This is a genomic window from Janthinobacterium sp. 1L-D-8-B-C4, from assembly GCF_057291295.1.
In genome coordinates this window covers 146,863-173,759 of the sequence record NZ_JBXAVX010000012.1, presented here as the reverse complement: position 1 = coordinate 173,759, position 26,897 = coordinate 146,863, and the positions used below count along the sequence as shown (strand labels likewise).

The 26,897-nt window shown below is 64.0% G+C and carries 22 protein-coding genes; 6 read left to right on the top strand and 16 right to left on the bottom strand.

Features of this window, described 5'->3' with window-relative positions:
• Positions 1-2 precede the first annotated feature (2 nt).
• The 7 genes from AC0Z42_RS20400 to AC0Z42_RS20370 are packed head-to-tail and all read right to left on the bottom strand — an operon-like array spanning position 3 to position 7,201.
• Positions 3-1,097 (bottom strand): FemAB family XrtA/PEP-CTERM system-associated protein, encoded by a 1,095-nt coding sequence (locus AC0Z42_RS20400; RefSeq protein ID WP_485470054.1) that lies wholly within the window; start codon positions 1,095-1,097, stop codon positions 3-5.
• Complete coding sequence (locus AC0Z42_RS20395; protein ID WP_485470007.1) at positions 1,097-1,945, bottom strand: XrtA system polysaccharide deacetylase; 849 nt, start codon at positions 1,943-1,945, stop codon at positions 1,097-1,099. The genes AC0Z42_RS20400 and AC0Z42_RS20395 overlap by 1 nt, the downstream gene beginning before the upstream one ends.
• On the bottom strand, positions 1,942-3,090 hold the full coding sequence (wecB, locus tag AC0Z42_RS20390; RefSeq protein WP_485470006.1) for a non-hydrolyzing UDP-N-acetylglucosamine 2-epimerase: 1,149 nt from the start codon (positions 3,088-3,090) through the stop codon (positions 1,942-1,944). Before wecB ends, AC0Z42_RS20395 begins: the two co-directional genes overlap by 4 nt.
• 9 nt (positions 3,091-3,099) lie before the next feature.
• Positions 3,100-4,620, bottom strand: coding sequence for a TIGR03016 family PEP-CTERM system-associated outer membrane protein (locus tag AC0Z42_RS20385; protein ID WP_485470005.1), 1,521 nt, complete (start codon positions 4,618-4,620; stop codon positions 3,100-3,102).
• Complete coding sequence (locus tag AC0Z42_RS20380; RefSeq protein ID WP_485470004.1) at positions 4,604-5,434, bottom strand: XrtA-associated tyrosine autokinase; 831 nt, start codon at positions 5,432-5,434, stop codon at positions 4,604-4,606. Before AC0Z42_RS20380 ends, AC0Z42_RS20385 begins: the two co-directional genes overlap by 17 nt.
• Before the next feature lie 22 nt (positions 5,435-5,456).
• Entirely contained in the window at positions 5,457-6,986 is a 1,530-nt protein-coding gene (locus tag AC0Z42_RS20375; protein ID WP_485470003.1) for an XrtA system polysaccharide chain length determinant, read from the bottom strand.
• The gene (locus tag AC0Z42_RS20370; protein ID WP_485470002.1) at positions 6,974-7,201 is read right to left on the bottom strand and encodes a hypothetical protein; all 228 of its coding nucleotides are present in this window, start codon (positions 7,199-7,201) and stop codon (positions 6,974-6,976) included. Before AC0Z42_RS20370 ends, AC0Z42_RS20375 begins: the two co-directional genes overlap by 13 nt.
• Between AC0Z42_RS20370 and AC0Z42_RS20365 the strand changes: the two genes are divergently transcribed.
• Positions 7,200-7,823: an XrtA/PEP-CTERM system exopolysaccharide export protein gene (locus AC0Z42_RS20365; RefSeq protein WP_485470001.1), complete on the top strand. Its 624-nt coding sequence runs from the start codon at positions 7,200-7,202 to the stop codon at positions 7,821-7,823. The two genes, AC0Z42_RS20370 and AC0Z42_RS20365, sit on opposite strands and share 2 nt — an antisense overlap.
• Positions 7,824-8,076: 253 nt before the next feature.
• Complete coding sequence (locus tag AC0Z42_RS20360; RefSeq protein WP_485470000.1) at positions 8,077-8,766, top strand: N-acyl amino acid synthase FeeM domain-containing protein; 690 nt, start codon at positions 8,077-8,079, stop codon at positions 8,764-8,766.
• Here the strand turns inward: AC0Z42_RS20360 and AC0Z42_RS20355 are convergent.
• From AC0Z42_RS20355 to prsT, 3 genes are read right to left on the bottom strand one after another with little or no spacing between them, the layout of a single operon-like run.
• Positions 8,735-9,538 carry a S1 family peptidase gene (locus AC0Z42_RS20355; protein ID WP_485469999.1) on the bottom strand — a complete coding sequence of 268 codons (804 nt, stop codon included), beginning with the start codon at positions 9,536-9,538 and terminating at the stop codon, positions 8,735-8,737. The two genes, AC0Z42_RS20360 and AC0Z42_RS20355, sit on opposite strands and share 32 nt — an antisense overlap.
• On the bottom strand, positions 9,535-11,946 hold the full coding sequence (locus AC0Z42_RS20350) for a hypothetical protein (protein WP_485469998.1): 2,412 nt from the start codon (positions 11,944-11,946) through the stop codon (positions 9,535-9,537). The genes AC0Z42_RS20355 and AC0Z42_RS20350 overlap by 4 nt, the downstream gene beginning before the upstream one ends.
• A gap of 3 nt (positions 11,947-11,949) precedes the next feature.
• Positions 11,950-14,712, bottom strand: a complete 2,763-nt coding sequence (prsT, locus tag AC0Z42_RS20345) for an XrtA/PEP-CTERM system TPR-repeat protein PrsT (RefSeq protein WP_485469997.1) — start codon at positions 14,710-14,712, stop codon at positions 11,950-11,952.
• Positions 14,713-14,930: 218 nt separating this feature from the next.
• On the opposite strand from prsT, the gene AC0Z42_RS20340 reads away from it, so the two are divergent.
• Both AC0Z42_RS20340 and AC0Z42_RS20335 read left to right on the top strand, forming a co-directional pair.
• A complete protein-coding gene (locus AC0Z42_RS20340) occupies positions 14,931-16,223 on the top strand; it encodes a nucleotide sugar dehydrogenase (RefSeq protein ID WP_485469996.1) in 1,293 nt (430 codons plus the stop codon).
• Positions 16,223-17,305 (top strand): SDR family oxidoreductase, encoded by a 1,083-nt coding sequence (locus AC0Z42_RS20335; RefSeq protein ID WP_485469995.1) that lies wholly within the window; start codon positions 16,223-16,225, stop codon positions 17,303-17,305. The genes AC0Z42_RS20340 and AC0Z42_RS20335 overlap by 1 nt, the downstream gene beginning before the upstream one ends.
• On the opposite strand, the gene AC0Z42_RS20330 is transcribed toward AC0Z42_RS20335, so the two are convergent.
• The 3 genes from AC0Z42_RS20330 to AC0Z42_RS20320 all read right to left on the bottom strand — a co-directional run bounded on the left by AC0Z42_RS20330 (position 17,295) and on the right by AC0Z42_RS20320 (position 21,632).
• The gene (locus AC0Z42_RS20330; RefSeq protein WP_485469994.1) at positions 17,295-18,731 is read right to left on the bottom strand and encodes a catalase; all 1,437 of its coding nucleotides are present in this window, start codon (positions 18,729-18,731) and stop codon (positions 17,295-17,297) included. The two genes, AC0Z42_RS20335 and AC0Z42_RS20330, sit on opposite strands and share 11 nt — an antisense overlap.
• Positions 18,732-18,817: 86 nt before the next feature.
• On the bottom strand, positions 18,818-19,525 hold the full coding sequence (locus AC0Z42_RS20325; RefSeq protein ID WP_485469993.1) for a tetratricopeptide repeat protein: 708 nt from the start codon (positions 19,523-19,525) through the stop codon (positions 18,818-18,820).
• 10 nt (positions 19,526-19,535) lie between these two features.
• Complete coding sequence (locus AC0Z42_RS20320) at positions 19,536-21,632, bottom strand: bifunctional 2',3'-cyclic-nucleotide 2'-phosphodiesterase/3'-nucleotidase (RefSeq protein ID WP_485469992.1); 2,097 nt, start codon at positions 21,630-21,632, stop codon at positions 19,536-19,538.
• 148 nt (positions 21,633-21,780) lie between these two features.
• Between AC0Z42_RS20320 and zigA the strand changes: the two genes are divergently transcribed.
• Positions 21,781-23,013, top strand: coding sequence for a zinc metallochaperone GTPase ZigA (zigA, locus tag AC0Z42_RS20315; protein WP_485469991.1), 1,233 nt, complete (start codon positions 21,781-21,783; stop codon positions 23,011-23,013).
• Positions 23,013-24,053 (top strand): CobW family GTP-binding protein, encoded by a 1,041-nt coding sequence (locus tag AC0Z42_RS20310; protein WP_485469990.1) that lies wholly within the window; start codon positions 23,013-23,015, stop codon positions 24,051-24,053. The genes zigA and AC0Z42_RS20310 overlap by 1 nt, the downstream gene beginning before the upstream one ends.
• Here the strand turns inward: AC0Z42_RS20310 and AC0Z42_RS20305 are convergent.
• The 3 genes from AC0Z42_RS20305 to AC0Z42_RS20295 all read right to left on the bottom strand — a co-directional run bounded on the left by AC0Z42_RS20305 (position 24,025) and on the right by AC0Z42_RS20295 (position 26,839).
• On the bottom strand, positions 24,025-24,447 hold the full coding sequence (locus AC0Z42_RS20305) for a Fur family transcriptional regulator (protein ID WP_485469989.1): 423 nt from the start codon (positions 24,445-24,447) through the stop codon (positions 24,025-24,027). The two genes, AC0Z42_RS20310 and AC0Z42_RS20305, sit on opposite strands and share 29 nt — an antisense overlap.
• A gap of 97 nt (positions 24,448-24,544) precedes the next feature.
• Positions 24,545-25,873, bottom strand: a complete 1,329-nt coding sequence (locus tag AC0Z42_RS20300; protein WP_485469988.1) for an alpha/beta hydrolase — start codon at positions 25,871-25,873, stop codon at positions 24,545-24,547.
• 87 nt (positions 25,874-25,960) lie between these two features.
• On the bottom strand, positions 25,961-26,839 hold the full coding sequence (locus AC0Z42_RS20295) for a proteasome-type protease (RefSeq protein WP_485469987.1): 879 nt from the start codon (positions 26,837-26,839) through the stop codon (positions 25,961-25,963).
• Positions 26,840-26,897: the final 58 nt, after the last annotated feature.

Below are 26,897 nucleotides of genomic sequence, written 5' to 3'. Positions count from 1 at the left end.
GGCTAGCCCAACTGCCGCACGAGATGCGGCCCCAGCAGGTTGGCCAGCGGCAGCGGCAGGCGGCGCCAGGCGCGGATGAACAGCGCGTATTTCGGATTCAGCGGATTGACGTCCGGCAGCGCGCTGGCGCGCACCAGCCTGTAGGCATACGGCAATGCTTGCGGCGCAAAGCCCCAGTTTTTCTTGAAGTCAAAGGCACCCGTGCCAAGCTTGCTGCGGCCGAAATCGAACTGCCGCACGCCACGCTCACCGGCGCGGCGCATCAGTTCCCAGTACATGAAGTCGTTGGCGCCGCTGCTGCGCGCCAGCACGCTGCCGGCGCCGTAGTAGGGCAGCACCTCGCCGCGAAAATAAAACGACAGCACGCTGGCCTGCGCCTGCTGGCCCTGGTAGACGGTGAGGACGTCGCAATCGTCGCCGAACACCGTGCGCAGCAGGGCAAAGTGGCGGCGTGCAAATACCGGCGTACCCAGGCGGTGCACGCTGGCCGCATACAGGGGAAAGAAACGCTTGAGATCATGCTCGACGGCACTGTGCAGGCCGGCGGCGATGGCCTTGCGCAAGACCGCGCGCTGCTTGCGCGGGATCGCCAGCAGGTTTTGCTCGTCGTCGGCCAGCAGGGTCTTGCGAAACGTGGCGTACAGCGGCTTGCCTTGCCAGCCTTCAAGGATATCGCCATCGCGCTGGCGGTATTCCAGGTGGCCCACTTCGAGCTCCTGCGCCAATTGCCGGGCGCGCGCATCGAGGGCGCGCCTGGCTTGGAGGTCGACGGCGGCAATGCCGCCATACACGCAAAAGGGCAGCGAGACAAGCGCCTTGCCGCTCAGCAGGCCGCGCATGTGAACCAGCGGCAGCACGCCCAGAATGCGGCCGTTCTGTTCGGCATACAGGAAATGGCTGGCATGGCCGAAGCCTTGCTCCATGATCGTCTGCCAGCCGGCACGGTGGAAAAAGGTAGCCTCGGGACAGCTGTGCACGAAGGCGTCCCAGCGGCCATGGTCTTGCGGCAGCAGCGTGCGGATCGTGATCACGCTGCTGCGCTGGGCGGCGGCTATCACGTCTGCCGCGCTGTCGCCAGGGTGGTGCGCCTCATGCATCATGTGCCCTCGAGAAAAATGCGGTCCATGCGGTCCCAGGCAAAATCGCTCGTCAGGCGCGCCAGCCGCGCTTCCATCCGCCCCAGGTTCAGGTAGTGGCGAAAACGTGTTTTCCAGCCCGGCCCTAGCGGCCGAGGTTGCCCCGGATCGAGTTCCCAAGGGTGAAAATAGAATATGCCAGCTTGGCCATCGCGCGAATTGATGCGGCGCAAAAGCCAGCGCGACAATGGATATGGCAGCAGCCGAAAGTAGCCGCCGCCGCCGGCGGGATAGTTGCGGCGGCCCAGGCGCATCGTGCTGACCGGCAATTCCAGCACGCCTTGCGCGCCGCGCGGCCGCCAGGCAAAGCGCGGCGCATCGGGCATGCCGTAGTGGTCGTGGCGGATCGGGTAGATGCTGGAGCTGTAGCGGTAACCCGCTTCGCGCAACACATCGAAAGCCCACAGATTGTCCGCGCCGATGGAAAAGCTCGGGGCGCGGTAGCCCAGCACCGCCTGGCCTGTCAGTTGTTCGAGGATGGTCTTGCTCAGCACCACATCGTGCAGGAATTCGATGCGCGACTGCTGCCAGGCGCGCAGGTGGGCGTGGCCATGGCTGGCTATTTCGTGACCGGCGGCGGCAACCCGGCGCAGCATGGCCGGATAGCGTTCGGCGATCCAGCCCAGGGTAAAGAAGGTCGCGTGGATGTTCTTGCCCTCCAGCAGCAGCAGGATGCGCTCGACGTTGGCCTCGACCCGGCATTCCAGGCGCGGCCAGTCGGCGCGCGCGATATGCGGCGCAAACGCCGAGACCTGGAAATAATCCTCGACATCGATGGTCAGCGCATTGCGCACGGTGGACGGGTTCATGGCGCACAGAGCCGCATGGCCAGCCATCCGGCGGTGGTGGTGGCGATGCGTTCGGCCGCGTGGCCGTCCCAGTTTTGCGGGATGCGCCCGCGCTTGCCGCCGGTGCGCAACACCTGGCGCGCCAGTGACAGGATGGCGGCCGGGTCGGTGCCGGCGATAGTATTGCTGCCTTCGTTGACGGTGGCGGGGCGCTCGGTATTGTCGCGCAAGGTCAGGCAGGGCACGCCCAGCGCCGTGGTTTCTTCCTGGATGCCGCCCGAATCGGTCAGCACCAGGCGCGCGCCCTGCATCAGGCCCAGCATTTCCAGGTAGCCCAGCGGCGGCAACAGCACCATGGCGTGCTCGCGCAGCCGCCGCTCGATCCCGGTTTTTTCCAGCACCGCGCGCGTGCGCGGATGGACCGGGAACAATAACGGCAGCTGCGACGACAGCGCACACAGCGCTTCCATCAGTGCGGCCAGGCGCGCACCATCGTCGACGTTCGAGGGCCGGTGCAAAGTCAACAGGCCGTAGGCGGGCGGGCAATCCTGGCCATGGGCCTGCAAGCTGATGCGCGGCGGCACCGCTTCGGGCAGCTGGCGCAGCAGGCTGTCGATCATCACATTGCCGGCAAAATGAATGCGTTCCTGCGCGATGCCTTCGCGCAGCAAATTGGCGCGCGCGCCTTCTTCGCTGGTAAATAGCAGGTCCGACAGCTGATCGGTCAGCACGCGGTTGATTTCTTCGGGCATGGCGCGGTCGCCGCTGCGCAAGCCGGCCTCGACATGGATCACCGGCGTGCCCAGCTTGGCCGCCACCAGCGCGCAGGCCAGCGTGGAATTGACGTCGCCCACCACCAGCACGGCATGTGGCGCCAGTTCGGCATGCACGGTTTCATAGCGGCGCATGATCTCGGCCGTTTGCTGCGCGTGGCTGCCGGAACCAACCCCGAGGTTGATATCGGGCGCACGCATGCCCAGGTCGACAAAGACCTGGGCATTCATGGCCGTATCGTAATGCTGGCCGGTATGCACCAGGCTGATGCGTACCTGCGGCGCAAGGCGCGCAAAGGCGGCCAGGATCGGCGCCATCTTCATCAGGTTGGGCCGCGCGGCAACGATGCACAGCAGATGGGGCCGTGCGGCTGGCAGGGCAGGGTCGGACATGGGGCCTCCTTAAAATCGCATGGTGAGGGTGGCGCTGACGCCGTTTTCACGAAAATCACCGCCCCGGTTGCTGCGGTGCTGGGTACGGCGCACGTCGATCGCCGCTGTCATGTTCGAACGCAGCACGCGGCTGTAGCCTGCCGTCAACGTCAGGTTGTCGTCGCGCCGCGGCACGCTGAGCGAGCGTGTGCTGGCGTAGCCGGCCTGCAGATTGACGCTGCCGCGCGCGGAAGAACGCCAGCTCCAGCCGGCGCTGGCGCCCAGCTGGCGCGTGCGGTCCGCCGTACTCAGGTCGATTTCGGGCAGCAGGCCGCTGTCGATTCCGCTATTGGTCTGCGCCGTGCGGTCAACCGCGGACATGCCGAGTATCAGCGTGCTTTTCGGGGTGGCGCGGGCCAGGTTCAGTTTCAACTGCTTTTGCAGGTAGTAGCGGTGGCTGAAATAATTGAGGCTGCCGAGCGGCCCCTGTGTGTTGGCGTTGCGTAAGAATGCATCGATGCGCAGGCGCCGGTCTTGCGCGTTGGGAAAGATGCCGAGCCACAGCTGGTCCAGCAGGCTGGCCGCGTCGCTGTCGCCCAGGCGCAGGAACTGGGCCGGCATGGTGGTGATGTCTTCGCTGTATTGCAGCGACCAGTTGTTGTGGCGCTGCAGGAAGCGCGCATCGAGGCTGTAGGTCTGGCCGAAGAAGCGCCGGCCCGTGCTGAAGGCCACGCTGGTGCGCGGTGACGGCGTCCATACGCCGCCCACCGACCAGAAGCGCCCTTGCGGATCGCGCCCGTTGCTGGCCTCGTAGCCTTCCTTTTCCGCGCCGACGCTGGCGGTGCCCGACCAGGTACGGCTGAAGGGGTAGCGCAAGCCGACGCTGGCGCGTTCCTTGCGCTGCGGCGGCAGCACCTTGTCTTCGGTGCGGCGCAGGTCATAGCTGGCGTTCCAGGTCCAGCCGCGTCCGCGCGGCTCGCCACCGAGCAGCAGTTGCAGCTCGTCGCTGTGGGTCGACAACAGATTGTTTTCGCTGGAAACATCGGCGCGCGTGTAGCGCAGCTCGGCCAGCCCCAGGCCGCGAAAACGGTGGCGCAGGTAGGGGCTGACGACGGTGGCGCGCACGCTGCTCTGGTTGCTGCTGTCGGGCAAGGCGTCGATCACGGGTGCACCGAACGGCGACACGTTCTGGCGGCTGATGCTGGCGTGCCCGTCCAGGTAAAACCAGTCACGCACCAGTTCGGAGTTGGCCCCCGCCTGCAGTTGCACGGTGTCGGAGCCGGCACGCTGGCGCGACATGAATTTGCGCCAGCTGGCGTCGAGGTGAAGCTGCAGCCGCGGGCCGCTGGCAATCAGCGCGATGGCAGGGGCAATTTCGGTGATGAAATCGGATTTTTCCTGGCCGGGCGGGGCCAGCAGGGCATTGTCGGTATAACTTTCACGCAGGCGCACCGAGGGCGCCACCAGCCAGTCCAGCGCCACCGCCGGTGGTGCCGCCAATAGCAGCAGCCAGGGCGCCAGGGCGCGGGACGGGCTAGTCGTAATAGCCATAACCGTAGTACTCGTTGCCTGGAAATCCCTTGGTCTTGTTGTAGATCAGATTGATGTGCTCGCACGATTCGATCTGGCGCAAGGCTTCCTTGACCGCATGCTGGGTGGTGGTTTCCGCTTCGACCACCATCACCACCTGGCCCATCTGGCCCACCAGCGCATGGGCTTCGCTGGTGATCAGCAGCGGTGGCGAATCGAACACGACGATGCGGTCCGAGTAGCGGCTGGCGATTTCGCTCAGCATGCGGCTCATGGCGCGGCTGGCCAGCAGCTCGGTGGCGTGCTTGTTGCTGCGTCCGGCCGGCAGGATGCTGAGCGTGGCGACATTGGTTTTCAGGATCACGTCCGACATTTCCAGGCGCTCGTCGAGCAGCACGTCCATCAGGCCAGGTTCGGCCGGCAGGCCCAGCACTTTCAGTACCGACGGGCGCGCCACGTCGGCGTCGACCAGCAGCACCGTCATGTCCATTTCCATGGCGATGCTCATGGCCAGGTTGACGGCGCAATAGGTCTTGCCTTCGCCGGGCATGGCGCTGGTGACGACGATCAGGTTGCCGTGGCGGATGGCGTCAGCGCCGGTGGCACGCGCATTGCGCAGCAGGGGCCGCTTGATGATGCGGAAATCCTCGGCCACCGCGGTGCGCCCGCCATCGTGGGTGACCATGCCCTGCGCCTGCAGCTTGGCCAGGTTCAGGGCGCGGTAGTTGGGTGCGGCCGGGGCGGTGCCGTCAACCTCGTAAGGCGCCGCTGCCTCCGCCACTTCGAGCGGGGCGCCACTGCCGGCCTGGCTTGCGTCGTTTGCATTTGTATCCATGATATCTCCCGTGCCAGAGCGGCTAGAATTTGAGCAGGGCGGCGGCCACCACGCCGCCGTACAGCATGAACAGGCTGCCGACGCAGGCGCTGAAGGCATAGCGGGCGCGGCGCTGCCGTGTCTTCTGCCGCTCGGTCCAGTTCATCGCCACCGTGCCCAATACCGTCAGGCCGGTGGCGTCGCGCAATTCGGCCGGACTCAGGAACGTCGGCCGGATCTGGCTGATCAAGAGCGCGGCGGCCACGCCGGCCACCAGCGCCGCCGCCAGCACCACGCTGAACAGCAGCGGCCGGTTCGGGCCGACCGGCGACAGTGGCACCGTGGGCGGATCGATGATCTTGAAGGCCATCATGTCGGTGGTGGAACTGAGTTCGCCCGACAGCTTGGCTGCCTCGCGCCGGCCGATCAGCTTTTCATAGTTTTCCTTGTTGATCACGTAATCGCGGTTCAGCTGGGCCAGTTGCGATTCGACCTCGGGCACGGCGTTGCTGTGCGCCAGCAGCCGTTCATTGCGCACCGTGTATTCGGCCACGCGCGCCTTGATGGCGGCTACCTTGGCGTCCGCTTCGGTCAGCGCCACTTTCAGCTGTTGCAGCATGGGGCTGTAGTTCTTGCCGGGGTCGCTTGAGGCCGCGCGCAGCTTGCTTTCGGTTATCTTGCGCTCTTCCAGCTGGGCCACCAGGCGCTTCGAAGCAACGATATCGGGATGCAATTCCGTGTATTGCAGGCGCAGGCTGTCGAGGTTCTTGTTGATCGTGGCTATGCGTTCGTCGAGCTCGGGATTGCTGATGGCCGCCGCGTTCGGCTCCAGATCCAGCACCGGTTCATCGCCCTCGGTCTGGCTCAGGATGGCCTTGCGCGACTGTTCTGCTTCCAGCAGTTCCAGCTTGGCGTTGTTGAGGCTGTCCGACATCTGCAGCAACTGGCCGCCATAGTCGATGCCCTGGCGCGGCAGCAGCATATTGTTGCGGATCTTGAAGTCCTTCATCAGGTTCTCCGCCGCGCTCAGCTTGTCTTCGTAGTTCTTGATCTGTTCGTCGATGAATTGCACCGCCTTTTGCGAATCGCCTTTCTTGCCCTGGAAACTGCCCTCGACAAAGATGGTCAGCAGGCTTTGCACCACGTCGCGCGTCACCTTCGGTTGCGGGCCGCTGTAGCTGATGGTGTAGATGTCATAGGCATTGGTGCCGCTGATCTTGATGTTGCGCATCAGGTCGTCAAGCTGGGCTTCGTGTTCGCGCACGGTGCGCGAGTCCAGGTCCAGATCCACCATGCGCATCACGCGCTCGACATTCGGGCGGCTGAGCAGGGTGCGGCTCATGATGGCCACCTGCTGTTCGGTATTGGGCACGCTGGTCATGCCGGCCATCAGTGGCTTGAGGATGGTTTGCGTGTCGACAAATACCCGCGCCGAGGTCTGGAAGTTGTCCGGCAGGCTGATCACCTTGATAAAACCGGCGATCGCCACCAGCCAGCTGACCAGCACCGCATGCCAGCGGTACTTCCAGATGCCTTTCAGGGCCGAGAGCACTTGCTGTATCAAATCCTCCATATCGCTTCCTTCAAGTAACGGTGCAGGGCATGGCCGGGCGAAAACGGCGTATTTTCTTGTCGAGTGAGCAAAGTATAGGAGGCTGCCGCCACAAAATTTCCCAAAATGATTGCTTCTTGATACTCCTCAAGAGTCACCAGCCCACTTTTACCAATCATGGGAAGTTCCGGGCCCGGCAGGTGTTGCGCGGCCGTATTTCTTGAAGGAACCAGCATGAACCTGTTACGCCGCGCCCTGATCATCCGCCTGCTGACCTGCGCCGCTGGCGCCGTGTTGCTGCCGGGCTGCCGCACGCAGCACGCGCTGGCGCCAGCCGAAGACAGCGCCCCGCTGCACGATTACCTGATCGGGCCGGGCGACTCCGTCAACATCCTGGTCTGGCGCAATCCGGAAGTATCGCTGACGGTGGCGGTGCGCCCGGACGGCAAGATCACCACGCCGCTGGTGGAGGACCTGCTGGCCAGCGGCAAGACTTCGACCCAGCTGGCGCGCGATATCGAGCAGGCGCTGGGCAAGTTCATCCAGCAGCCCGTAGTGACGGTGATCGTCACCAATTTTGTCGGGCCGTATGCGGAACAGATACGCGTGATCGGCGCCGCAGCCAAGCCGCAGGCGCTGCCCTACCGCCAGGGCATGTCGCTGATGGACGTGCTGATCACCGTTGGCGGCATTACCGACTTTGCAGCTGGCAACAAGGCCAGCGTGATCCGCGTGCGCGAAGGAGGGCAGCAGCAATTGCGCGTGCGGCTCGATGACTTGCTGAGGGATGGCGATATCTCCGCCAATATCATGATGCGTCCCGGCGATGTATTGCTGATACCGGAAAGTTTCTTCTGATCTGATGATTTATCAAAAAAACTTCTTTATTCGTCGCCGTATCGTAAAAAGCAAATATATGTTTGTACCTATGCACTGAATCGGTCAATTCTTCTGCTTTTTTTAGCGAATATGGGAACTTCTTCAGTTGTGTTCTTGTCATAAGGCATTGGCATCAGTTCGTCTCAGGGCGAACCGCCACTATTGCGAGGACAAGATGCGCTTTGAAGATGAACCCATAATTTCCTTTGACACTCCGGTAGGCCTCAGCGACATGGTCGTTGGCGAAGGCAAGATCGATCCGGCCATGGAGCATGAAATCGATTTGCAGCGCTTTCATATCCGCATGGCCAACTCGCGCGGCAGGCGCGAATCGGCCAGTTTGTTGATCCGCAAGATGTACGGCTGGCGCGGCTACGCGGTCGACCCCGCCATCGTCCATGCGCTCAATAAAATCACGCTGTTTGCCGAAACGGCCGGCGATACGGTCGGCACCATGACTCTCTGCCTCGATGACGAGGAAGCGGGCTTGCCCGCCGACGACAACTTCCGCGACAAGCTCGACGTCCTGCGTGAACAGGGCCGGCGCCTGTGCGAACCATCGCGCCTGGCCATCGACAAGGGCGTCAGCAAGCGCGTGTTTGCCGCGCTGATCCACATCTCGTATATCTACGCCCACAATATCCACCGCTTTACCGATTACGTGATCGAAGTCAACCCGCGCCACGTGGTGTTCTACAAGCGCATGCTGGGCTTCAAGGACTTCGGTGGCGAGCGCGAATGTACGCGCGTGGGCGCGCCCGCCGTGCTGCTGCGGCTGGACCTGGACTATATGGGCGAGCAGATCCGCAAGTACGGCGGCCTGATGGAACAACACGGCGGCGAACGCTCGTTTTATCCCTTTTTTTTTCCTACATGGGATGAGCCTGGCATTACCGAGCGCCTGCGGCAGGGGCGGAACTGAGCGCGTTCTTTTTCATCAGCAAGTCCTGCATATGGCGCCCCGGGATGGCATAGGCGATGCCGCTCGGTGCGGTGGCGGCTGCCTCCTTCAGCCCCTTGACGTACACCATGTTGACCATGCCGTACACCAGGCCGGTCTGCGGGTCGAACAGGGGGCTGCCGCTGCTGCCCGGATAGGCCGTCGCATCGAGCTGGAATACGGTGTACGGCGCTTTTTGCAGCTGCGCCAGCCGTTGCGGATCGAGCCGCAGCGCGTTTGCGCTGGGCAGCACCACCGGGGTCAGGGCCGACACGGTGGCGCGGTGCGTCACATGGTGCAGGCCCAGCAAGGTGCCGAGCGGAAAACCCGTAAACGCCATCGACTGGCCCTCGCGCACCTCGGCCGCGTCGCCCAGTTGCAGCGCAGGCAAGGGCGTGCCGGACAGGCGCAGCAGGGCCAGGTCGTGTTCAGGATCAAGCACTTGCACGGTGGCGGGGCGAAATTGCGCGATCTCGCCCTGGCCCGTCAGGATGCCGATGGTCTCGCCGGGGCTGGCCGCCAGCAGTTTTTCGATCACATGCGCGCAGGTCAGCACGCTCAGGCCGTCACCGCTGGCAAAGCCGGTACCGATGAACTGGACTGCCGGCGTGCGCGTCTTCTGATGGCTGCCGATGCCGACGATCGCCGGCTTGACGCGGGCAATCACCTGTTCCAGCGATTGCGGCCGGCTTTGCGCGCAAGCTGCCGGCAAGGCCATCGGTAACAATAACAATACGATCAGCAAGGTTCTCATCGCGGCGACCTTTCAGGAAGCGGGGGTGTGGCCGGCTGCAGCAGCGCGCACAGCAGCAGCATATAAAACAGCAGGGCAATACGGGGCACGTCGAGCAGGCTGTCGAACACGCCGATCACCATGAAACCGGTCAGCGCAGCGAGCATGGCGGCCGCGCCGGCGGCGTCGGCACCGGCCTGGGCCGCGCGCCGCAACAGGTGCGCTACAGCCAGCGCCGACAGGCCCACCATGGAAAGCAGGCCGAACAGTCCGGATTCAACCAGCAAGTGCAGCCACAGGTTCTTGATATGCCATGGCAGGTGATGGTGGTCGCTGCTGAAAAACCAGTAATTGTTGGCGCGGCTGAAGGTGCCGTTGGCCAGCAGCTCCTCGCCATCGGGGGCGCGCAAGCTGAGGTTGTCGACATCGATGAAGGCAGGGTCGGCCAGGCCGCTGGCGGCCAGTTCCAGTTGCACCGGCGCACGCAGCAGCCAGGCGCCGCTACCCAAGCGGGCGCTGTCGATGATCATCTGGTAATGCTGCCACTGCGGCTGCCACTGCGTTGACGCCGGCGCGGGCGGCAGCAGGCGCAAGGGCGCCTGCACGCAATATTGCGCATACAGCAGTTGCCGCTGGCACAGCTTCAGTTGCAGTACCGGCATGGGGCCGTGGCGGCGCACATCGAGCGCCAGCGCGTAGCGGGTGTCGGGGCGTACGGTGACGCGCTGCAGCACGCGCAGCAGTTCGCCATAGCCGGCGCGGTAGGCGGGACTCGTCAGGCGCAGATAGCGATTGCCTGCCTCACTGTCCTCGGCATAGGCCAGGCGCGCGGGCACGTCGCCGACGGTGTTGCGCCAGAAATAGCTGGCCGGAAAAGTACCGCTGCCCATACCGAAGACGGTGCTAGCCCAGTCGCCGGGCATCATCGCCAGCGCGCCGCGCCAGTGGCGCAGCCGGCCTTGCCAGTCGCCGGCGGTGGTGGCGAAGCGTTCATTGGCGTAATAGCTGGCCGAAACGGGGATGGCCAGCATCAGCAGCACCGCCGCCGCCGCGGCGATACTCAGGCTGGCGCGCCCTGTGCGCCACAGGGGCAGGCGCAGCCGGCTGTTCAGCAGCAGCAGGGCGGCCAGCAGCAGCACCAGCGCGGCCGGCCGCAAGGCGATGGCGCCGGCCCAGTGCCAGCCTATCCAGGCCGTATTGCAGGCCATGATGGTCAGCGCCATTATCGCCAGCGGCAGCATCTGGCGCCACAGGCACACGGCAAATAGCAGGCTGGACAACGTGAACAGCGCATACGGCGCCTTCAACGGCCCAAGGGCGAGGTCACTCGGCCACAGCGCCGCCAGGACGCCCTGCAGGGCCAGCGCGCACAGCACGCTGGCAGGCGCCAGGCGCCAGGGCAGGGCTTGCGCCGACAGCATGAAGGCGCCCGCCAGCAGCACGATGGCCGCCAGCAAGCCACGGTAGCCGGCGGCCTGGAACATCAGCACCAGCAATGCGGTGGCACCGATGGCCAGCAGCAAGCCAATGCCGGTGCGCCGCGGCGACCAGCGGTACCGGCCATGCGCCAGTTGCCAGCAAGCCAGTCCGGTGAGGGCGGCCACCGGCAGGGCGGCGTACAGGGCGCGCGAAAAGGTGGCCATCGCCGCATGCAGGGCCAGTCCCAGCAGCAGCAAGGCGGCGACTGCCGGGCGGCGCGCACGGGCGCTGGCCAGCCACAGCGCGGCAAACGGCAGCGCCAGCGCCAGGTAGCCGTCCAGCGCCGCGCCGCCCGTGTGCATGGCCGAGAACGGCGCCGTGATGCGGTAGTCACTGGACAGATTGAAGACGCCGGGAAACACCGCCCGCTCCCACAGCGCGCACAGGGCAACCAGCCCCAGGCCGCACAGCATGCCGGGCAGCGCCAGGCGGCGCAAGCCATCGGCGGCGGCGTCGCGCCGCAGCAGCGGCAGCAACAGCATGGCCCAGCACCAGGCCTTGCCCAGGCGCAGGCTGTTCCAGGGACTGAGGTAATTGTTCCAGGCATTCAGGGCATCAGGCGGCGGCAGCGAGTAGCCGCCGCGCAGCAGGGCCGCCAGCGCCGCCAGGCTGACCATCAGCAAGCACAGGCGCGTACCGGGCGCCAGCGCAAGCCGTGCGCTGGCGGGCTGCCAGTGCCAGTAGCCGCAGGCAGCGGTCAGCAGCAGCAAGAGGTCGATTTCTTCGAAAAAAAACCAGCCCGTCCATGGCGCCAGGTCCAGCACCGGCAGCAGCGCGGGCAGGCAGAACAGCCATAGCGCGGGGCGCCAGCACAGCAGCAGGAAGTAGCTCGGCAACAGGGCGTACAGCAGCCAGACCGGCCAGCCGTGGCCCAGCGGATAGAGGCGCAGCGCGCCCAGGCAGGCCAGGCCGGCGGCCAGCGCCAGCAGCCGCGCGGCAAGCAGGGCCATGGGCTAGAGCCGGGCCAGCAAGGCCTGGGCTTCGGCGCGCTGTGCGAAGTCCTTGTTGGCGGCCAGCAGCTGCTCAAGCTGCTTTCGCGCGGCCGGCTTGTCGCCGTTTTTCGCCAGCGCAGCGCCCAGGTGGTATTGAATTTCAGCGGCCTCGGGCGCCAGGCTGGCGGCGCGGCGCAGCAGCTCGATGGCGCGTTTTGTATCGCCATGGTCGAGTGTTATCCAGCCCAGGGTATCGAGCACGGCCGGATTGTCGGGCGCCAGCCGGTGGGCCTGCTCGGCGGTGGCCAGCGCGCGGCTGTCCTTGTCTTGCTGGTAAGCCCAGGCCAGGTCATTGAGCGCCACCACATTGCCGGCATCGCGCGCGAGCAGTTGCTGGTATTGCGCGATGGCGGCGCGGTACTGCTTGCTCTTGAGCTTGGCGCCGGCCAGGTACAGCCGCGTTGCCTTGTCGTCTGGCTGCTCCCTGAGCCAGGCCTCGATGCGGGCATCTGCCTGCTGCTCCATGCCGGCGGCGACGGTGGCGCGGTACAGCTGCACCTGCAGCGGGCCGATCTTGCTGATCTGAAAAGCCTGTTCATACAGCTTGATCGCCTCGCGCGGCTGCTGTTGCTCCATCAGCACATCGCCTTCGAGTTTGTAGCCGGCAGCCAGCTTCGGTTGCTGCTGTTGCACCTTGCGCGCAACCGCCAGCGCCTCGCGGCTGCGCTTCAGGTTCAGCAGCAGCGCCACTTCGACCACCTGCGCGTCCAGCAACGCCGGGTCGATCAACTGCGCGCGCCTGGCCGCCTGCAATGCGCTGGCCGGATCGCCCAACGCGAGGTGCAGGCTGGAAATGCGCATCTGCAAGGGCGCCGAGGTGGTTTGCAGCATCGCCAGCTTTGTGTAGCTGTCGAGCGCGGCCCGTGCCTCGCCGGCGCTGTACTCGACTTGCGCGCGCAAGGCCAGCGCATCGGCATCCTCGGGATGGCCGTTTTGCAAGGTCCGTGCCAGGGCCAGGGCCTTGCCGGCAGCACCGGTCTTCAAGTAAAAATTGCTCAGCAGCAGGGCCGGCGCGACGGCATCGGGATGGTCGGCATGGGCTTTTTCCAGCCAGCGCTGCGCTTCGTCGATTTGGCCTTGCGACACTGCCAGCTTGGCCAGCGCGGCGGCGATATCCGGATTTTTCGGATCCTTCGACAATGCCGCTTCGTAGCGCTGCTTCGCGCGCTGCGGCTGTTTCTCGGCCAGGTCGATCTGCGCCAGATTCGCCATGGCCGGCAGATAGCGCGCGTCGATGGCCAGCGCCTGCTCGAAGCTGGTACGCGCGGCGCGCAAATCACTCAGGGCCAGGTACACACCGCCTTTCAGGTTCAGCACCAGCGGATTGCTGCCATGCTGCTTTTCCATCGCCTGCACGGCGGCCAGCGCCTTCGCGTTGTCTTTGTTGCGCAGCAAGGTCATCACCAGCATGGTGCCGGCCTGCGGGGTTTTTTCGTCCAGCACGCTGGCGCGCTCCAGTTCGCTGACTGCGCGCGCGCTTTCGCCCTGGCCCAGCCGGCTCACGCCCAGCGCCGCATGCAGCCTGGCCGTGCCCGGCGCCAGCAGGCTGGCTTTTTCAAAGTAGCCGCTGGCCTTGTCATAATGGCCGGCGCGCAGGTGCGCCTCACCCACCTCCGACAGCAGTTCGACGTCGTCCGGAAAGGTCGCCAGCAAGGGCTGCAGCAGGTCGATCGCCGCGTCGTTCTTGCCGCGCGCCATTTCTATCGAGGCCATCATCTTGGTTGCGTACAAGTGTTTTGGATGAGCGGCCAGAAACGGCTGCAGATAATTTTCCGCCGGTTGCGGTGCACCGAGCGCCAGTTGCACGGCGCCCGCCAGCAGCAGCGCCGGCATGTGTTCGGGCGCGGCCTTCAGTACCAGTTGCAGGTTTTCCAGCGCCGCCTTGAATTTGCCCTGGCGAAAATCGAGCAAGGCCTGCGCTTGCAGCACGCCCAGGTTGCCGGGCGAGCTTTTGCGCGCGCCGGCCAGTTGCGCGGCCGCCTCGGCAAACTTGTTTTCCGTGATATCGAGATTGGCCAGGTCGATGCGCGCCTGCACCTGGTCCGGCTTGAGCTTGAGTATCTGCTGGTAGGCCAGCCGCGCGGCGCCCTGGTTGCCTTGCAGGCGTTGCAGGTCGCCCTGCAGGCGCAGCGCCGCCAGGTTGTCCGGACTGCCTTTCAATGCCTGCTCGATCAGCAATTGCGCCGCAGCGACCTGGCCGTCGAGCGCGGCCAGGCGCGCCAGCCCCAGCAATGCTTCGGCCTGGCCCGGCTGGCGTTGCTGCATGCCGGCATACAGCGTGCGCGCTTCCTCGTGGCGCCCGAGCGCCAGCAAGGCGTCGCCGCGCAGGGCCAGTACGGCCGCTGGCTGGCCCGGGTCGCCGGGCAGTTCTTTCAATACCCGCTCGAACTGGCCCAACATCAGCCGCGCCCTGCCCAGCAAGGGCAGTACCTCGGCCGGCGCCGCGCCCAGGGTTTGCGCCTTGAGCAATTCTTTCTCCGCCGACAAGGCATCGCCCGTATCGAGATAAATGCTGCCCAGCAGACGCCGCGCGCTGGCGTTATCGGGCTCTTTTTGCAGCAGGTTCTTGAGCTGGATGATGGCGGCGCGCGGCTCGCCTTTTTGCTGGTAGAGCTGGGCGTCGGCCAGCAGGCTCGCGCTGCTCTGGCCGCCATTACAGGCCAGCAGCAAGGCGGAACACAGCGACAGCGCGGCGAGACTGATCACGGGATGGGTGTGGCGCATGGAATTCTCCGGTAGCGGCGTTGGCAGGCAGGGCACAGCACAGGGTAGGAAAGTTGCGTCGCGTGCCTGTTGATGACGCTCAACACGCCGGCGATTGCACGGCAGGGCGCCGCGTCCGCTTCCGTCTTTCTTGTTCCTGCTCAAGAATGCTGCTGGACGCAACCGTAGAATTTCCAGACGGCGGCAGGCCGGCCGGCAACCAGATGGAGCGAACAACCATGGACAAGGAAGCAGGCGTGGTGGCAGTGGCAGGACTCGGTTACGTGGGATTGCAACTGGCGGTGGCGTTTGGCGCGCGCCAGCGCACCATCGGTTACGACTTGTCGGCGCGCAAGGTCGCCAGCTACCGCGAAGGCATAGACCCCACCGGCGAAGTCAGCAAGGAACAATTGCGCGCGGCGCAATGGCTCAGCGTGAGCTGCGATCCGGCCGAACTGACGCTGGCCGACTTCATCATCATCGCCGTGCCGACGCCCGTCGACAGTGCACACAATCCCGATTTTTCCGCCCTGGCCGGCGCCAGCGCCACGGCCGGACGCCACATGAAACGCGGCGCCATCGTCATTTTTGAATCGACCGTGTATCCGGGCGCCACCGAAGAGATCTGCATTCCCTTGCTGGAACAGCATTCGGGCCTGCGCTGGAAAGAAGATTTCCATGTGGGTTTTTCGCCCGAACGCATCAATCCTGGCGACAAGTCGCATACCCTGGCCAGCATCTGCAAGGTGGTCTCGGGCGATGATGCGGCAACGCTGGAGAAGGTGGCGCGGCTGTATGAAGGCGTGGTCGAGGCCGGCGTGCACCGGGCCTCCAGCATCCGCGTGGCCGAGGCTGCCAAGGTCATCGAAAACACCCAGCGCGACCTGAACATCGCGCTGATGAACGAGCTGGCCATCATTTTCGACCGCATCGGCATCGATACGTTGGAAGTGCTGCAGGCGGCCGGCACCAAATGGAATTTCCTGCCGTTCCGGCCGGGCCTGGTTGGCGGCCACTGCATCGGCGTCGATCCGTATTATCTGACGCACAAAGCGGAAATGCTGGGCTACCATCCGCATGTGATACTGGCCGGGCGCCGCATCAACGACGGCATGGCCAAATTCGTGGCCGAAAAAACCATCAAGGAAATGGTGCGCGCCGGCTTCAAGCTCAAGGGCTCGCATGTCAACGTGCTGGGCCTGACCTTCAAGGAAAACTGCCCTGACCTGCGCAATTCCAAGGTGGTCGACATGATCCATGAATTGCAGAGCTATGGCGTGCAGGTCCATGTGCACGACCCGGTGGCCGACGGCCGCGAAGCGCTGGAAGAATACGGCCTGGAACTGCTCGGCTGGGAACAGCTGCCGCGCGCCGAAGCGATCATCAGCGCCGTGTCGCACCAGGCGCTGCTGGCGCGCCCGCTGGCCGATTTCCGCGCCAAGGTGGTCGACAACGGCTGCTTTATCGATATCAAGTCAGATTTCGATTCGCTCCAGCTGACCGAGGATGGCTTGCATGTATGGCGGCTGTGATGGCCGCTATCGATGACAATGCCAGTGATTACAGCCAGGTCTGCGAGCAGTTGCGGCAAGCACCGCGGCACTGGCTGGTGACGGGCGCGGCGGGCTTTATCGGCTCGCACCTGGTCGAAACCCTGCTGGGCCTGGGCCAGACGGTGCGCGGCCTGGACAATTTCAGCACCGGCCACCGGCACAATCTGGCGCAGGTGCGCGCCAGTGTCGGCGACGAGGCCTGGCGGCGCTTCGAGCTGATCGAAGGCGATATCCGCGACGCGCAAGCGTGCGCGCGCGCCTGCGCCGGCATCGATATCGTGCTGCACCAGGCGGCGCTCGGTTCGGTGCCGCGTTCGCTGCGCGAGCCGCAGCTTTACCACGACGTCAACCTGGGCGGCTTTCTGTGCATGCTCGACGCGGCGCGCGCGGCCGGCGCCGGGCGCTTCGTGTATGCCTCGTCAAGCGCCATCTATGGCGATCATCCGGGTTTGCCAAAAGTGGAGCAGGCGATCGGCCAGCCACTGTCGCCATATGCCCTGAGCAAGCATGCCAACGAGCTGTATGCGCAGCTGTATGGCCGCTGCTATGGCACCGAAGCGGTGGGTTTGCGCTACTTTAATGTTTTCGGGCCACGCCAGGACCCGCTGGGCGCCTATGCGGCCGTGATACCGCGCTGGGCAGCCGCCATGCTGGCCGGCGAGGCCGTGCGTATCCATGGCGACGGCAGTACCAGCCGCGACTTCTGTTATGTCGCCAATGCCGTGCAAGCCAATCTGCTCGCTGCCACCACGCGCAAGCCGGAAGCGTTGAACCAGGTCTACAACGTGGCCGTCAACGCACGCACTACGCTGCTGCAATTGCATGGCGCGATGCAGCAACTGGTGCTGGCAGCGCGGCCGCAGTTGCAGCCACAATCGCCACTGCATGGCGAGTTTCGTGCTGGCGACGTGCGCCATTCGCAGGCCGATATCGCCAGGGCCGCGCGCCTGCTTGCTTATGCGCCCACGCATGATCTGCAACAGGGCTTGCGCCATACCGTTGCGTGGTATGCCGCAGGCACAGGCACGACGGCAGTGAAACCGCCCGAGTTTATTTGCTGATACGGGCAATCGCCTCGGCCACGCCGGCGCCATAGGCCGGGTCGCACAGGGTGCAGTTGCCGATATGGCGCTCCTTGACTTGCTTTGACGCGCCCGAAATGGCGCGCGCCGTGTTCTCGAACAGCGCCTGCTGCTGTTCAGGCGTCATCAGCTGGAACAGCGCTTTCGGCTGCGAGTAGTAATCTTCGTCGACGCGGTGATTCCAGTGATCGGCCGCGCCTTCCAGGGTCAACGGCGGCTCGCGGAAATCCGGCTGCTCGGCCCATTCCTGCGCGCTGTTCGGCTCGTACGACAGGGTACCGCCGTGGTTGCCGTCGACCCGCATCTGGCCGTCGCGGTGGTAGCTGTTGAACGGGCACTTGGGCGCGTTGACCGGGATCAGGCTGTGATTGACGCCCAGGCGGTAGCGCTGCGCATCGCCATACGAGAACAAACGGCCTTGCAGCATCTTGTCCGGCGAAAAGCTGATGCCGGGCACCACGTTGGCAGGATTGAAGGCGGCTTGCTCCACTTCGGCAAAGTGATTGTCGGCATTGCGGTTCAGTTCCAGCACACCCACTTCGATCAATGGATAGTCGCCGTGCGGCCACACTTTCGACAGATCGAACGGGTTGATATGGTAAGTGCCGGCCTCTTGCTCGGGCATGATCTGCACGAACAGGGTCCAGCGCGGAAAGTCCTTGTTTTCGATGCTTTCATACAGGTCGCGGTGCGAGCTTTCGCGGTCCTTGCCGACCAGTGCTTCGGCTTCGGCGTCGGTCAGGTTCTCGATCCCTTGCTGGGTCTTGAAAGTGAACTTGACCCAGAAACGTTCGTTCTGCGCGTTCAAAAAGCTGAAAGTATGGCTGCCGAAACCATGCATGTGGCGGAAAGTGCGCGGCAGGCCACGGTCGCTCATCACCACCGTGATCTGGTGCAGCGCTTCAGGCAGGGAGCTCCAGAAATCCCAGTTGCTGTTGGCGTTGCGCAGGCCGGTGCGCGGATCGCGCTTGATGGCGTGGTTCAGGTCGGGGAATTTCAGCGGGTCGCGCATGAAAAACACCGGCGTGTTGTTGCCCACCAGGTCCCAGTTGCCTTCTTCGGTATAAAACTTCAGGGCGAAACCGCGGATATCGCGTTCCGCATCGGCGGCGCCGCGTTCGCCCGCCACGGTCGAAAAACGCGCGAACAGCGGCGTTTGCTTGCCGACCTGGCTGAAAATTTTTGCGCGCGTGTAGCGCGTGATGTCGTGGGTGACGGTAAACGTGCCGTAGGCGCCGGAGCCCTTGGCGTGCATGCGGCGCTCGGGGATCACTTCGCGATCGAAATGGGCCAGCTTTTCCAGGAACCAGACATCTTGCAGCAGCACCGGGCCGCGCGGGCCGGCCGTTTGCGTGTTCTGGTTGTCGACGACAGGCGCACCGAAGGCGGTAGTGAGCTTTTTCATTGGACTCTTTCTTTATTATAAGTTCCCAGATCATACAAGCAGTGCGCCTGAATGTGCCACTCCCGAAAGATCAGGTGATCGGGCGATCAGAACCGGTTCCAGTTGTTGTGCCGGTGCTCGGTGGCTTCCTTCAGCAGATGACCGGCGCGCAGCGCATCGCCGGACTGTACCGTCATGGCCAGTTCCTGGATCGCGGGCGGGTAGTCGTGATGGGCGGACTCCTCCAGCAGCGCCAGGCTCTTGTCGTTATCCTGCTCGACGCCGCGGCCTTCGCGGTACGCGTTGTACAGCAAAAACATGGCGTGAGCATTGCCCAGCTCGCTGGACACCGCCAGCCAGCGCGCCGCCTCGACCGGATTTTTGGCCACGCCTTCGCCGTTGGCCGCCAGCAGCCCCAGCATCAGCGCGGCCCTGGCGTGACCTTGCTTGGCCGCCATGCGATACCAGCACCAGGCCTGCCCGGGGCTGGCCTGCCCGGGGCTGGATGCACGCAGCATCTGGCCCATCTCGAACGCTGCTTCCGTGTCGCCGGCGCGCGCCGCCTGCTCGAACAGGCGCAGGGCGTCGGCGCGGCGCGCCAAGCGCGGCTGGTAGACCAGGGCCAGTTCGCGCTCGGCCACCGGCATGCCTTTGCTTGCCCAGGCGCGCACCCGGCGTTCGGCCTGCTGGTCGCCGGCCTGACGCGCATGCATGGCGACCGCCTCGATTTCTGCCGTGGTGGGTGGCGGTGAAGCCTGGCAAGCCGCCAGGGCGGCGGCCAGCACGACGGCGGGGAAAGAGAGGGCGGTTTTCATGGCCAACTCCTTATTTGCTCAGGTCGATCGAGTACTTGGCAAAGCCGCTGGCGTCCAGTGCGCCTTCGGCCACCACATTGGCAACGCCGCTGCTTTTCGCCAGCGCCAGGTGGCCCGGCGCCGAACGCAGGATCACCGGGCCGGCGGTGGCCGTCCTGACAAAACTCCAGCTGCGCGCGCTGCCGTTGTCGGCCAGCGTCACCTTGCCGGCGCCCTTGCCAGCCAGGGCCAGCAGGTAGTTGCTGACCACGGCCTGGTTGGCGTCGGGCGACTTGATGATGGTCTTGCTGCCGTCGATGCCGGGCACCGCACCGCCGCCGCCGGCGCGGTAGTCATTGGTGGCAACAATAAAGTCATCTGCGTCACCGACCGCCCCACCTTTGTAGCGCAGGTTGACGATGCGGCTGCCGGCTGGCTTGGTCACGTCGATCTGGTACGTCAGCGCATTGTTTTCCGCGTAGAACACGTCATAGTTGTAGATGGTGCCGTAGGTTGGCACCAGGTCCTGCTCGGCCGTTTTGGCCGGGTCGATCTGGGCGAACTGTTTGGCCGAGGTTTCCAGCCACGCTTTCAGGTCGGCACCCTTGATCTTCACGGCTTGCAGGTTGTTGTTGCTGTATAAGTACAGGTCGCCCGGATTGCGCACCTGCAGGCCAACCGGTGCGGCCGGCGTCGCGCCGACAGCCACGTCGGTAAAATCCGATGGCCCGTTGCGGCCCGCCTTGAACGGTGCGCTGCAGGAAATCACGGGGATATTCTTGTAGCTGGCCAATGTCGCATCGGTGCTGGTGGCAATGAAATTCTTCACGTAATCAAGCTGGGCCTGGTTGACCAGCTGGATCGCGCTGACGTCGCCGACCAGCGCGAAATAGGCCGACATTTCAAAATCGGTGCTCACGCCCAGCGGTTTCTTGGCGTACGCGATGGTGGCGTCATGCTCGGTCGCCACCAGCGGCGCAATCGCCGGGTCGGCCTTGACGTTGCTGCCGTCGGCCAGCTTGAAGCCGCGCGATTCGACCGTGGTCTTGTCTTGCTGCACCACCCATTTGCCGCCCTGGTAGACCATGGTCAGCTTGATGATGCCCAGGCGGCGGCCCCAGCTTTGCGCCATGACGGTCGGCACGCCGTTCACAAAACCCTTGTCGCCATCGATCTTCGCGCTGGCCGGGAAGGCGGCAAACGAGGCGTCCAGGGCGGCCGCGCCCGCTTCCTTGCCTTTCGGGAAGATCAGGTGCGAGTGGCCGATCATCAGCGCGTCGATGCCGGTGCTGGTCAGGTGATAGCTGCCGTTTTCCATTTTCGGGCTGTAGGCGCTGGTGTCCAGGCCGCCATGCGACAGCGCCACCACCAGGTCGGCGCCCTTGGCGCGCAGTTCGGGCACATATTGCTTGGCCGCTTCCTGCACGCCGGTCACGCTGACCTTGCCGGCCAGCACCTTTTGATCCCATTCCAGGATTTGTGGCGGCACAAAGCTCATCACACCGATATTGATCTTGACGTTGAGCTTGCTGCCATCTGGCGCCACGGCGGCGAAATCGCGCGGCAGCAACACGTAAGGATTGAAGATCGGCTTGCCGCTGGCCACGCCAACCACGTTGCTCAGCACGGAAGGGAAGGTGGGCGCGCCGCAGTTGCCGGTCGGCTTGCTGACGCCGGGAATGCCGAAATCGGTATTGGTGATCTGGCTCAGGTAGCCCAGGCCGTAGTTGAATTCATGGTTGCCCATGCCGCCCGCGTCGTATTTGAGCGCATTCATGGCCTTGTGCACGGCCAGGGTCGCGGTGCAGGGCACGGGCGCGGCTACCGCCTGCAAGTCGGCCAGCAAGGTGCCCTGAATCACGTCGCCGTCGTCGAGCAGCACGTTGTTGGGGTTTTCTGCGCGGGCCGCCTGGATCAGGGTCGAAGTGCGCTCCAGGCCCAGGCTGGTGTCTTCGGCCAGCGCATAGTAGTTGTAGCTGAGCACGTTGGAATGGATGTCGGTGGTTTCCAGCAGCGCCACGGTGACCGTCGTGCCTTCGGCAATGTTGGCCGCCTTGTTCGAGCTGCCGTTGCATCCCGCCAGGCCCGCGCTTGCCAGGGCCGCCATCATGATCCAGTTTGTTTTCATTGCGATTCTCGGAAAGATTCAAAGGACGCGACTGTAGCGCTATCATATGACGGCCGAATGACAGCACACTGCCAGCCAAGAAAAATCCTCAAATGCAATTGAGCTGCATTATAATCCACAAACGCAACCAAACTGCAAAAAGGAAACCATGCTCAATCGCAAACTCCCCGTCACCGTGCTGTCCGGCTTCCTGGGCGCCGGCAAGACCACCTTGCTCAACCATATATTGCGCAACCGCGAGGGCAAGCGCGTGGCCGTCATCGTCAACGACATGAGCGAGGTCAATATCGACGCGTCCCTGATCAAGGAGGGTACGCAGGCGGCCGGCGCGGCGCTGTCGCGCACCGAGGAAAAGCTGGTCGAGATGTCGAATGGCTGCATTTGCTGCACCCTGCGCGACGATCTGCTGCTGGAAGTACGGCGCCTGGCCGAGGAAGACCGCTTCGACTATCTGCTGATCGAATCGACCGGCGTGGGCGAACCGATGCCGGTGGCCGCCACCTTTGACTTCGAAGATGAAGATGGCGTCAGCCTGAACCAGGTGGCGCAGATCGACTGCATGGTGACCGTGGTCGACTGCGCCAACCTGCTGGCCGACTTCGGCAGCGAAGATACCCTGGAGCAGCGCGGCGAGACGGCGGGCGAGGGCGACGACCGCCAATTGGCGAACTTGCTGACGGAGCAGATCGAGTTTGCCAATGTGATCGTGGTCAACAAGGTCGATATGGTGCAGCCGGGCGAGCGCCAGCGCGTGCTGGCCCTGATCAAGGCCCTGAACCCGGGCGCACGCGTGATTGAAACCAACCAGTCCGTGGTGCCGCTAGATGCCATCATGGGCACCGGACTGTTCGATTTGCAGCAGGCGGCCAATATGCCGGGCTGGGCACAAGAGCTGGCCGGCGTGCACAAGCCGGAGACGGAAGAATATGGCATCAGCAGTTTTGTCTACCGTGCCAGGGAGCCGTTTCATGCCCAGCGCCTGTACGACTATATTTCCCAGCCGATTGCCGGCGTGGTGCGCAGCAAGGGCTATTTCTGGCTGGCCAGCCGGCCGGAATGGGTGGCCAGCCTGTCGGGCGCGGGCAAACTGATGAATATCGAACCGGTGGGCCTGTGGTGGGCCGCCGTGCCGCAGGAGCGCTGGCCGACGGACGCCGAATCGCTGGCGGAAATGCGCGAAGGCTGGAGCGAACCCTATGGCGACCGCTACCAGGAAATCGTGTTTATCGGCCAGGACATGGATCGAAACGCCATCGAGGCCGACCTGAAGCGTTGCCAGCTGAACGCTACCGAGACGCGCAGGGGCATGGCCGCCTGGCGCACGCTGCCCGATCCGTTTCCGCATTGGCAGCGCATGGAAGAACTGGATGAGGTCGCCTGATGGACGATGATGTGATGCACGACCTGATCCCCGTCACCATCATCACGGGCTTTCTCGGCAGCGGCAAGACCACCTTGCTCAAGCGTATTTTGCAGGGCAAGCACGGCATGCGTTTTGCGGTGATCGAGAACGAATTCGCCGCCGAAAGCATCGACAATGCGCTGCTGGTGCAGGACAGCGATGAGCAGATCGTCGAGATGAACAATGGCTGCATTTGCTGCAGCGTGCGTGGCGACCTGATCCGTATCCTGGGCGAACTGCAGGCGAAACGCGCGGCAGGCACGCTGGCTTTCGAGCATGTGATCATCGAAACGACAGGGCTGGCCGCGCCGGGGCCGGTGGCGCAAACCTTCTTTGCCGAACCGTCCGTCAGCGCCTTTTACATGCTCGATGCGATTTTGACGGTGGTCGATGCGCGCCACGCCCAGCAGCAACTGACGGAGCACCGCGAAGCGCAGGAACAGGTGGGCTTTGCCGACCGCATCCTGCTGTCGAAAACGGATTTGGTCAGCAAGGAAGCGCTGGCGGCGCTGCGCCAGCGCCTGCTGGCCATCAATTGCCGCGCCAGCATGCAAAAGCTCAGCTTTGGCAACGTGCCGCTGCGCGATATCTTGAATATCCGTGGTTTCAACCTGAACGCCATCGTCGAGCTGGAACCCGATTTTCTTGGCGATTTGAAGCACCGCCATGGCGATGGCGTGCAATCGTTTGTGTATCACCAGGCGCAGCCGCTGGACTTGATGAAGGTGGAGAATTTTCTCGACGCCATCGTGCAGCTGTTCGGCACCCAGCTGATGCGCTACAAGGGCATTTTATATATCGCCGAATCGCCGTGCCGCGCCGTGTTCCAGGGCGTGCACATGCTGATCGGCTCGGAGCTGGGTGCGCCGTGGCGCGAGGGTGAAACACGGGCCAGCAAGATGGTGTTTATCGGCAGGGGCTTGCCGCAGGATACCTTGATACGGGGCCTGGACCGCTGCGTGGTGGGCTACCAGGCGCCAGAGCCTGCCGTTACTTGCAGCGCGGGCACAGTCCCTTGATCAGGTAATCGACGTCGCCGCCGCTGAAGCCTTCGGGCAGGGCGACCGGGGCGGGCAGCTTGACTTCATTGAAACACGTGACGGTGGCGCATTTGTTGCACTGGAAGTGGGCATGCTCATGCGCCTGGTGGCCGGCACCGGCGCTGAAGCGCCATACCTGGTCACCACCGGCGATGCGGTGCACCAGCTCGTTTTCGGTCAGCCATTCCAGCACCCGGTACAGGGTGACGGAATCGATATCGCTGTCCTGCGACAGTGCTTGCTGGATTTCATGGTGCGTCATGGACTGGCTTTGCGCCATCAGAAAGTCCAGCACCTTCACGCGCGTCTTGGTAACACGGGCATTGGTGCTGCGGATCAGCGATTCAGCTTGTTCGGTAGAAGAAGTCAACATAAGGTTTGCCTGCATGCGCATGGTCTTCAAGCGGCGCGGTCGCCGTGTCTTTGCCATGCCGTTTTACCGCATCTTAACATGCTTGCCCGCCTGCCTGTCAGGGCTTGAACGTCCAGTAGCGGCCCGCTGGCGTATCGACGCGGTCGAGGAAACGCTGGTCGGCGCGTGCCTGGTCATGTATCAGATAAAACATGTCCGACAGGGCAGAGCGCTTCTCGGCAAAATAGCTGTGCTTGAGAAAACCTGTATCGACACCGGTGGCGTCGATGGTTTCCACGCCGGCCAGCAGCAGCATGCCCTCGCCGCTGTCGCCGGCGCGCCGGTAGCCATGCACCAGCCTGGACGCCGCCAGCGCCCTGTCTTCCGACGAGGCATACAGAGTCACCGGATGCCCCGATGCCGTCAGGCGGGGCGCGATCTCCTGGCGGAACACCTCGGCGTCGATATCGGGCGCGGTCAGGATGATTTCGGCAATCCGCCCGGCCAGCTCGGGCCGGGTCTCGATCAGCCCGGCCATGGCGCGCGCCAGGCCCCGGTTGCCCATGCTGTGGCCGATCAGATAGACTTTGGCGGCCCCGCTCTTTTGCAGGAAGTCGGCAAGAAACGCCTGCAGATGCGGCGTACTCCATTCGATATTGTTTTCATCGACCGTATAGCGCGCCGTGTCGCCCTGCGACGGCCAGCTGTAGAAGACGGGTGCGCCATCGAAACCGAGGTCGTACGCCATCTGCCCCGTGCGCCGCGCCGCGTCCTCGAAGCTGACGTTATAGCCATGGACAAAGATAAAGGCGCTGCCGCTGGCGGAGGCCTTGACCTGCGCGGCGACGCCGGCAAAGAAACTGGCCGGGTCCTCCACCTCGGCCTCGAGCAGCACCACGTGCTTGGCCGGGTCAAGGCGAAATTCCAGCCGCCACAGCGAAGGCGACTCCAGCTCGCCCATGCGGTGGTCGCGCGGGATGCTGATCTCGCAATGGCCGTAGCTGAGGCCAGCGTTGTTACTAGCGCTGTGGTTGCGCTCATTATTGAAACGCTGCGCGGCCGGCTTGCCCAGGTCGCGCTGGCGGTCGGTGGCAAAGCCCACCTTGATCACCGCGTAGTTCGACGCCAGCGCGCTTTTTTCCATGCTGGCCGATGCTGCCACGGCCATGGGCGGGGGCAATTGCTCCAAAAGCGCTTGCGCCGCAAACAGGGTTGCCATGTCGTCCGGCGCTTTCGCGCTGGCCACGGCCTTTGACAGCGCCAGGCGCAATTCGGGAGAATCGGGCCCGGACTCGAGGCTGGCGATGGCGGCCAGCACCTCGGAGCCGCCGGCCAGCTGGGCAATGGCTGATTTCAGGCGCTGGTACAGCGAGGCGACGTTGTCGGGCACTGTATCGGGAGCGCCGTGGGCAATGGCGGCCGCCACCGCCGAAGTGATCAAGTCCATGCGCCACCCGCCTCTCTGAGCAATCTGAATGGTATATCAATTCATATTGCCATAAAAGCACGGAGTGCGCCAGCAGCGCGCACGGACTCAGTGCTGCTCGCCGCTGCCGAACTGTTGAGCCAGCGACTGCAAAGGCGTGACGGCCAGTCCGTCGCGGCCCGCATGCCCGGGGACCGCCACACGCACCGGTTTGCTGTTCATATTGGTTGACGACAGCACATTGGCGGTGGTGTCCGGCGCCGCGTTCCACACCGGATCGACGATGCCTTCGAACACCTGCTTCAATTGCTGGCCCCAGGTGTCGCGGATCATGCGGAAATACTGGTTTTTTTCATCGATGGTGACAAAGCGCGTGACGGCCAGGCGCTCGGTTTCATACACCAGCAGGTCCAGCGGCAGGCCGACCGAAATATTCGAGCGCAGGGTCGAATCCATGGAAATCAGGGCGCACTTGGCCGCTTCATCGAGGCTGGTTGCCGGGTTGATCACGCGGTCGATAATCGGCTTGCCATACTTGGCTTCGCCGATCTGGAAATAGGTGTTTTCATCGTGCGATTCGATGAAGTTGCCGGCCGAATAGACCTGGAACAAGCGGCAGCGCTCGGCGCCAATCTGTCCGCCAAGAATCATGCTGACATTGAAGTCGATGCCGCAGCTGGCCAGCGCCTTGGCTTCGCGCTGGTGCACGGTGCGCACGGCATCGCCGACAATGCGCGCCGCGTCATACATGCTGGTAACGTTCCAGATGCTGCGCCCGTCGCTGTCGACGTGTTCGGCAACGATCTGGCGAATCGCCTGCGAGATCGACAGGTTGCCGGCGGTCATCAGGACCAGCATGCGGTCGCCCGGATTTTCAAACACGCTCATCTTGCGGAAGGTACCGACCTGGTCCACGCCGGCGTTGGTACGGGAGTCGGACAGGAACACCAGGCCCTGATTCAGGCGCATGCCTATGCAATAAGTCATCGTAAACGATATAAATCAAAAGACGCCATTTTACACCAGGCGAGCTGGCAGGCCCCGG

Coding starts and splice junctions, on each gene's coding strand:
- AC0Z42_RS20400 (WP_485470054.1), bottom strand. CDS start 1,097: ATGCATGAGGCGCACCACCCTGGCGACAGCGCGGCAGACGTGATAGCC.
- AC0Z42_RS20395 (WP_485470007.1), bottom strand. CDS start 1,945: ATGAACCCGTCCACCGTGCGCAATGCGCTGACCATCGATGTCGAGGAT.
- wecB (WP_485470006.1), bottom strand. CDS start 3,090: ATGTCCGACCCTGCCCTGCCAGCCGCACGGCCCCATCTGCTGTGCATC.
- AC0Z42_RS20385 (WP_485470005.1), bottom strand. CDS start 4,620: ATGGCTATTACGACTAGCCCGTCCCGCGCCCTGGCGCCCTGGCTGCTG.
- AC0Z42_RS20380 (WP_485470004.1), bottom strand. CDS start 5,434: ATGGATACAAATGCAAACGACGCAAGCCAGGCCGGCAGTGGCGCCCCG.
- AC0Z42_RS20375 (WP_485470003.1), bottom strand. CDS start 6,986: ATGGAGGATTTGATACAGCAAGTGCTCTCGGCCCTGAAAGGCATCTGG.
- AC0Z42_RS20365 (WP_485470001.1), top strand. CDS start 7,200: ATGAACCTGTTACGCCGCGCCCTGATCATCCGCCTGCTGACCTGCGCC.
- AC0Z42_RS20370 (WP_485470002.1), bottom strand. CDS start 7,201: ATGCTGGTTCCTTCAAGAAATACGGCCGCGCAACACCTGCCGGGCCCG.
- AC0Z42_RS20360 (WP_485470000.1), top strand. CDS start 8,077: ATGGTCGTTGGCGAAGGCAAGATCGATCCGGCCATGGAGCATGAAATC.
- AC0Z42_RS20355 (WP_485469999.1), bottom strand. CDS start 9,538: ATGAGAACCTTGCTGATCGTATTGTTATTGTTACCGATGGCCTTGCCG.
- AC0Z42_RS20350 (WP_485469998.1), bottom strand. CDS start 11,946: ATGGCCCTGCTTGCCGCGCGGCTGCTGGCGCTGGCCGCCGGCCTGGCC.
- prsT (WP_485469997.1), bottom strand. CDS start 14,712: ATGCGCCACACCCATCCCGTGATCAGTCTCGCCGCGCTGTCGCTGTGT.
- AC0Z42_RS20340 (WP_485469996.1), top strand. CDS start 14,931: ATGGACAAGGAAGCAGGCGTGGTGGCAGTGGCAGGACTCGGTTACGTG.
- AC0Z42_RS20335 (WP_485469995.1), top strand. CDS start 16,223: ATGGCCGCTATCGATGACAATGCCAGTGATTACAGCCAGGTCTGCGAG.
- AC0Z42_RS20330 (WP_485469994.1), bottom strand. CDS start 18,731: ATGAAAAAGCTCACTACCGCCTTCGGTGCGCCTGTCGTCGACAACCAG.
- AC0Z42_RS20325 (WP_485469993.1), bottom strand. CDS start 19,525: ATGAAAACCGCCCTCTCTTTCCCCGCCGTCGTGCTGGCCGCCGCCCTG.
- AC0Z42_RS20320 (WP_485469992.1), bottom strand. CDS start 21,632: ATGAAAACAAACTGGATCATGATGGCGGCCCTGGCAAGCGCGGGCCTG.
- zigA (WP_485469991.1), top strand. CDS start 21,781: ATGCTCAATCGCAAACTCCCCGTCACCGTGCTGTCCGGCTTCCTGGGC.
- AC0Z42_RS20310 (WP_485469990.1), top strand. CDS start 23,013: ATGGACGATGATGTGATGCACGACCTGATCCCCGTCACCATCATCACG.
- AC0Z42_RS20305 (WP_485469989.1), bottom strand. CDS start 24,447: ATGTTGACTTCTTCTACCGAACAAGCTGAATCGCTGATCCGCAGCACC.
- AC0Z42_RS20300 (WP_485469988.1), bottom strand. CDS start 25,873: ATGGACTTGATCACTTCGGCGGTGGCGGCCGCCATTGCCCACGGCGCT.
- AC0Z42_RS20295 (WP_485469987.1), bottom strand. CDS start 26,839: ATGACTTATTGCATAGGCATGCGCCTGAATCAGGGCCTGGTGTTCCTG.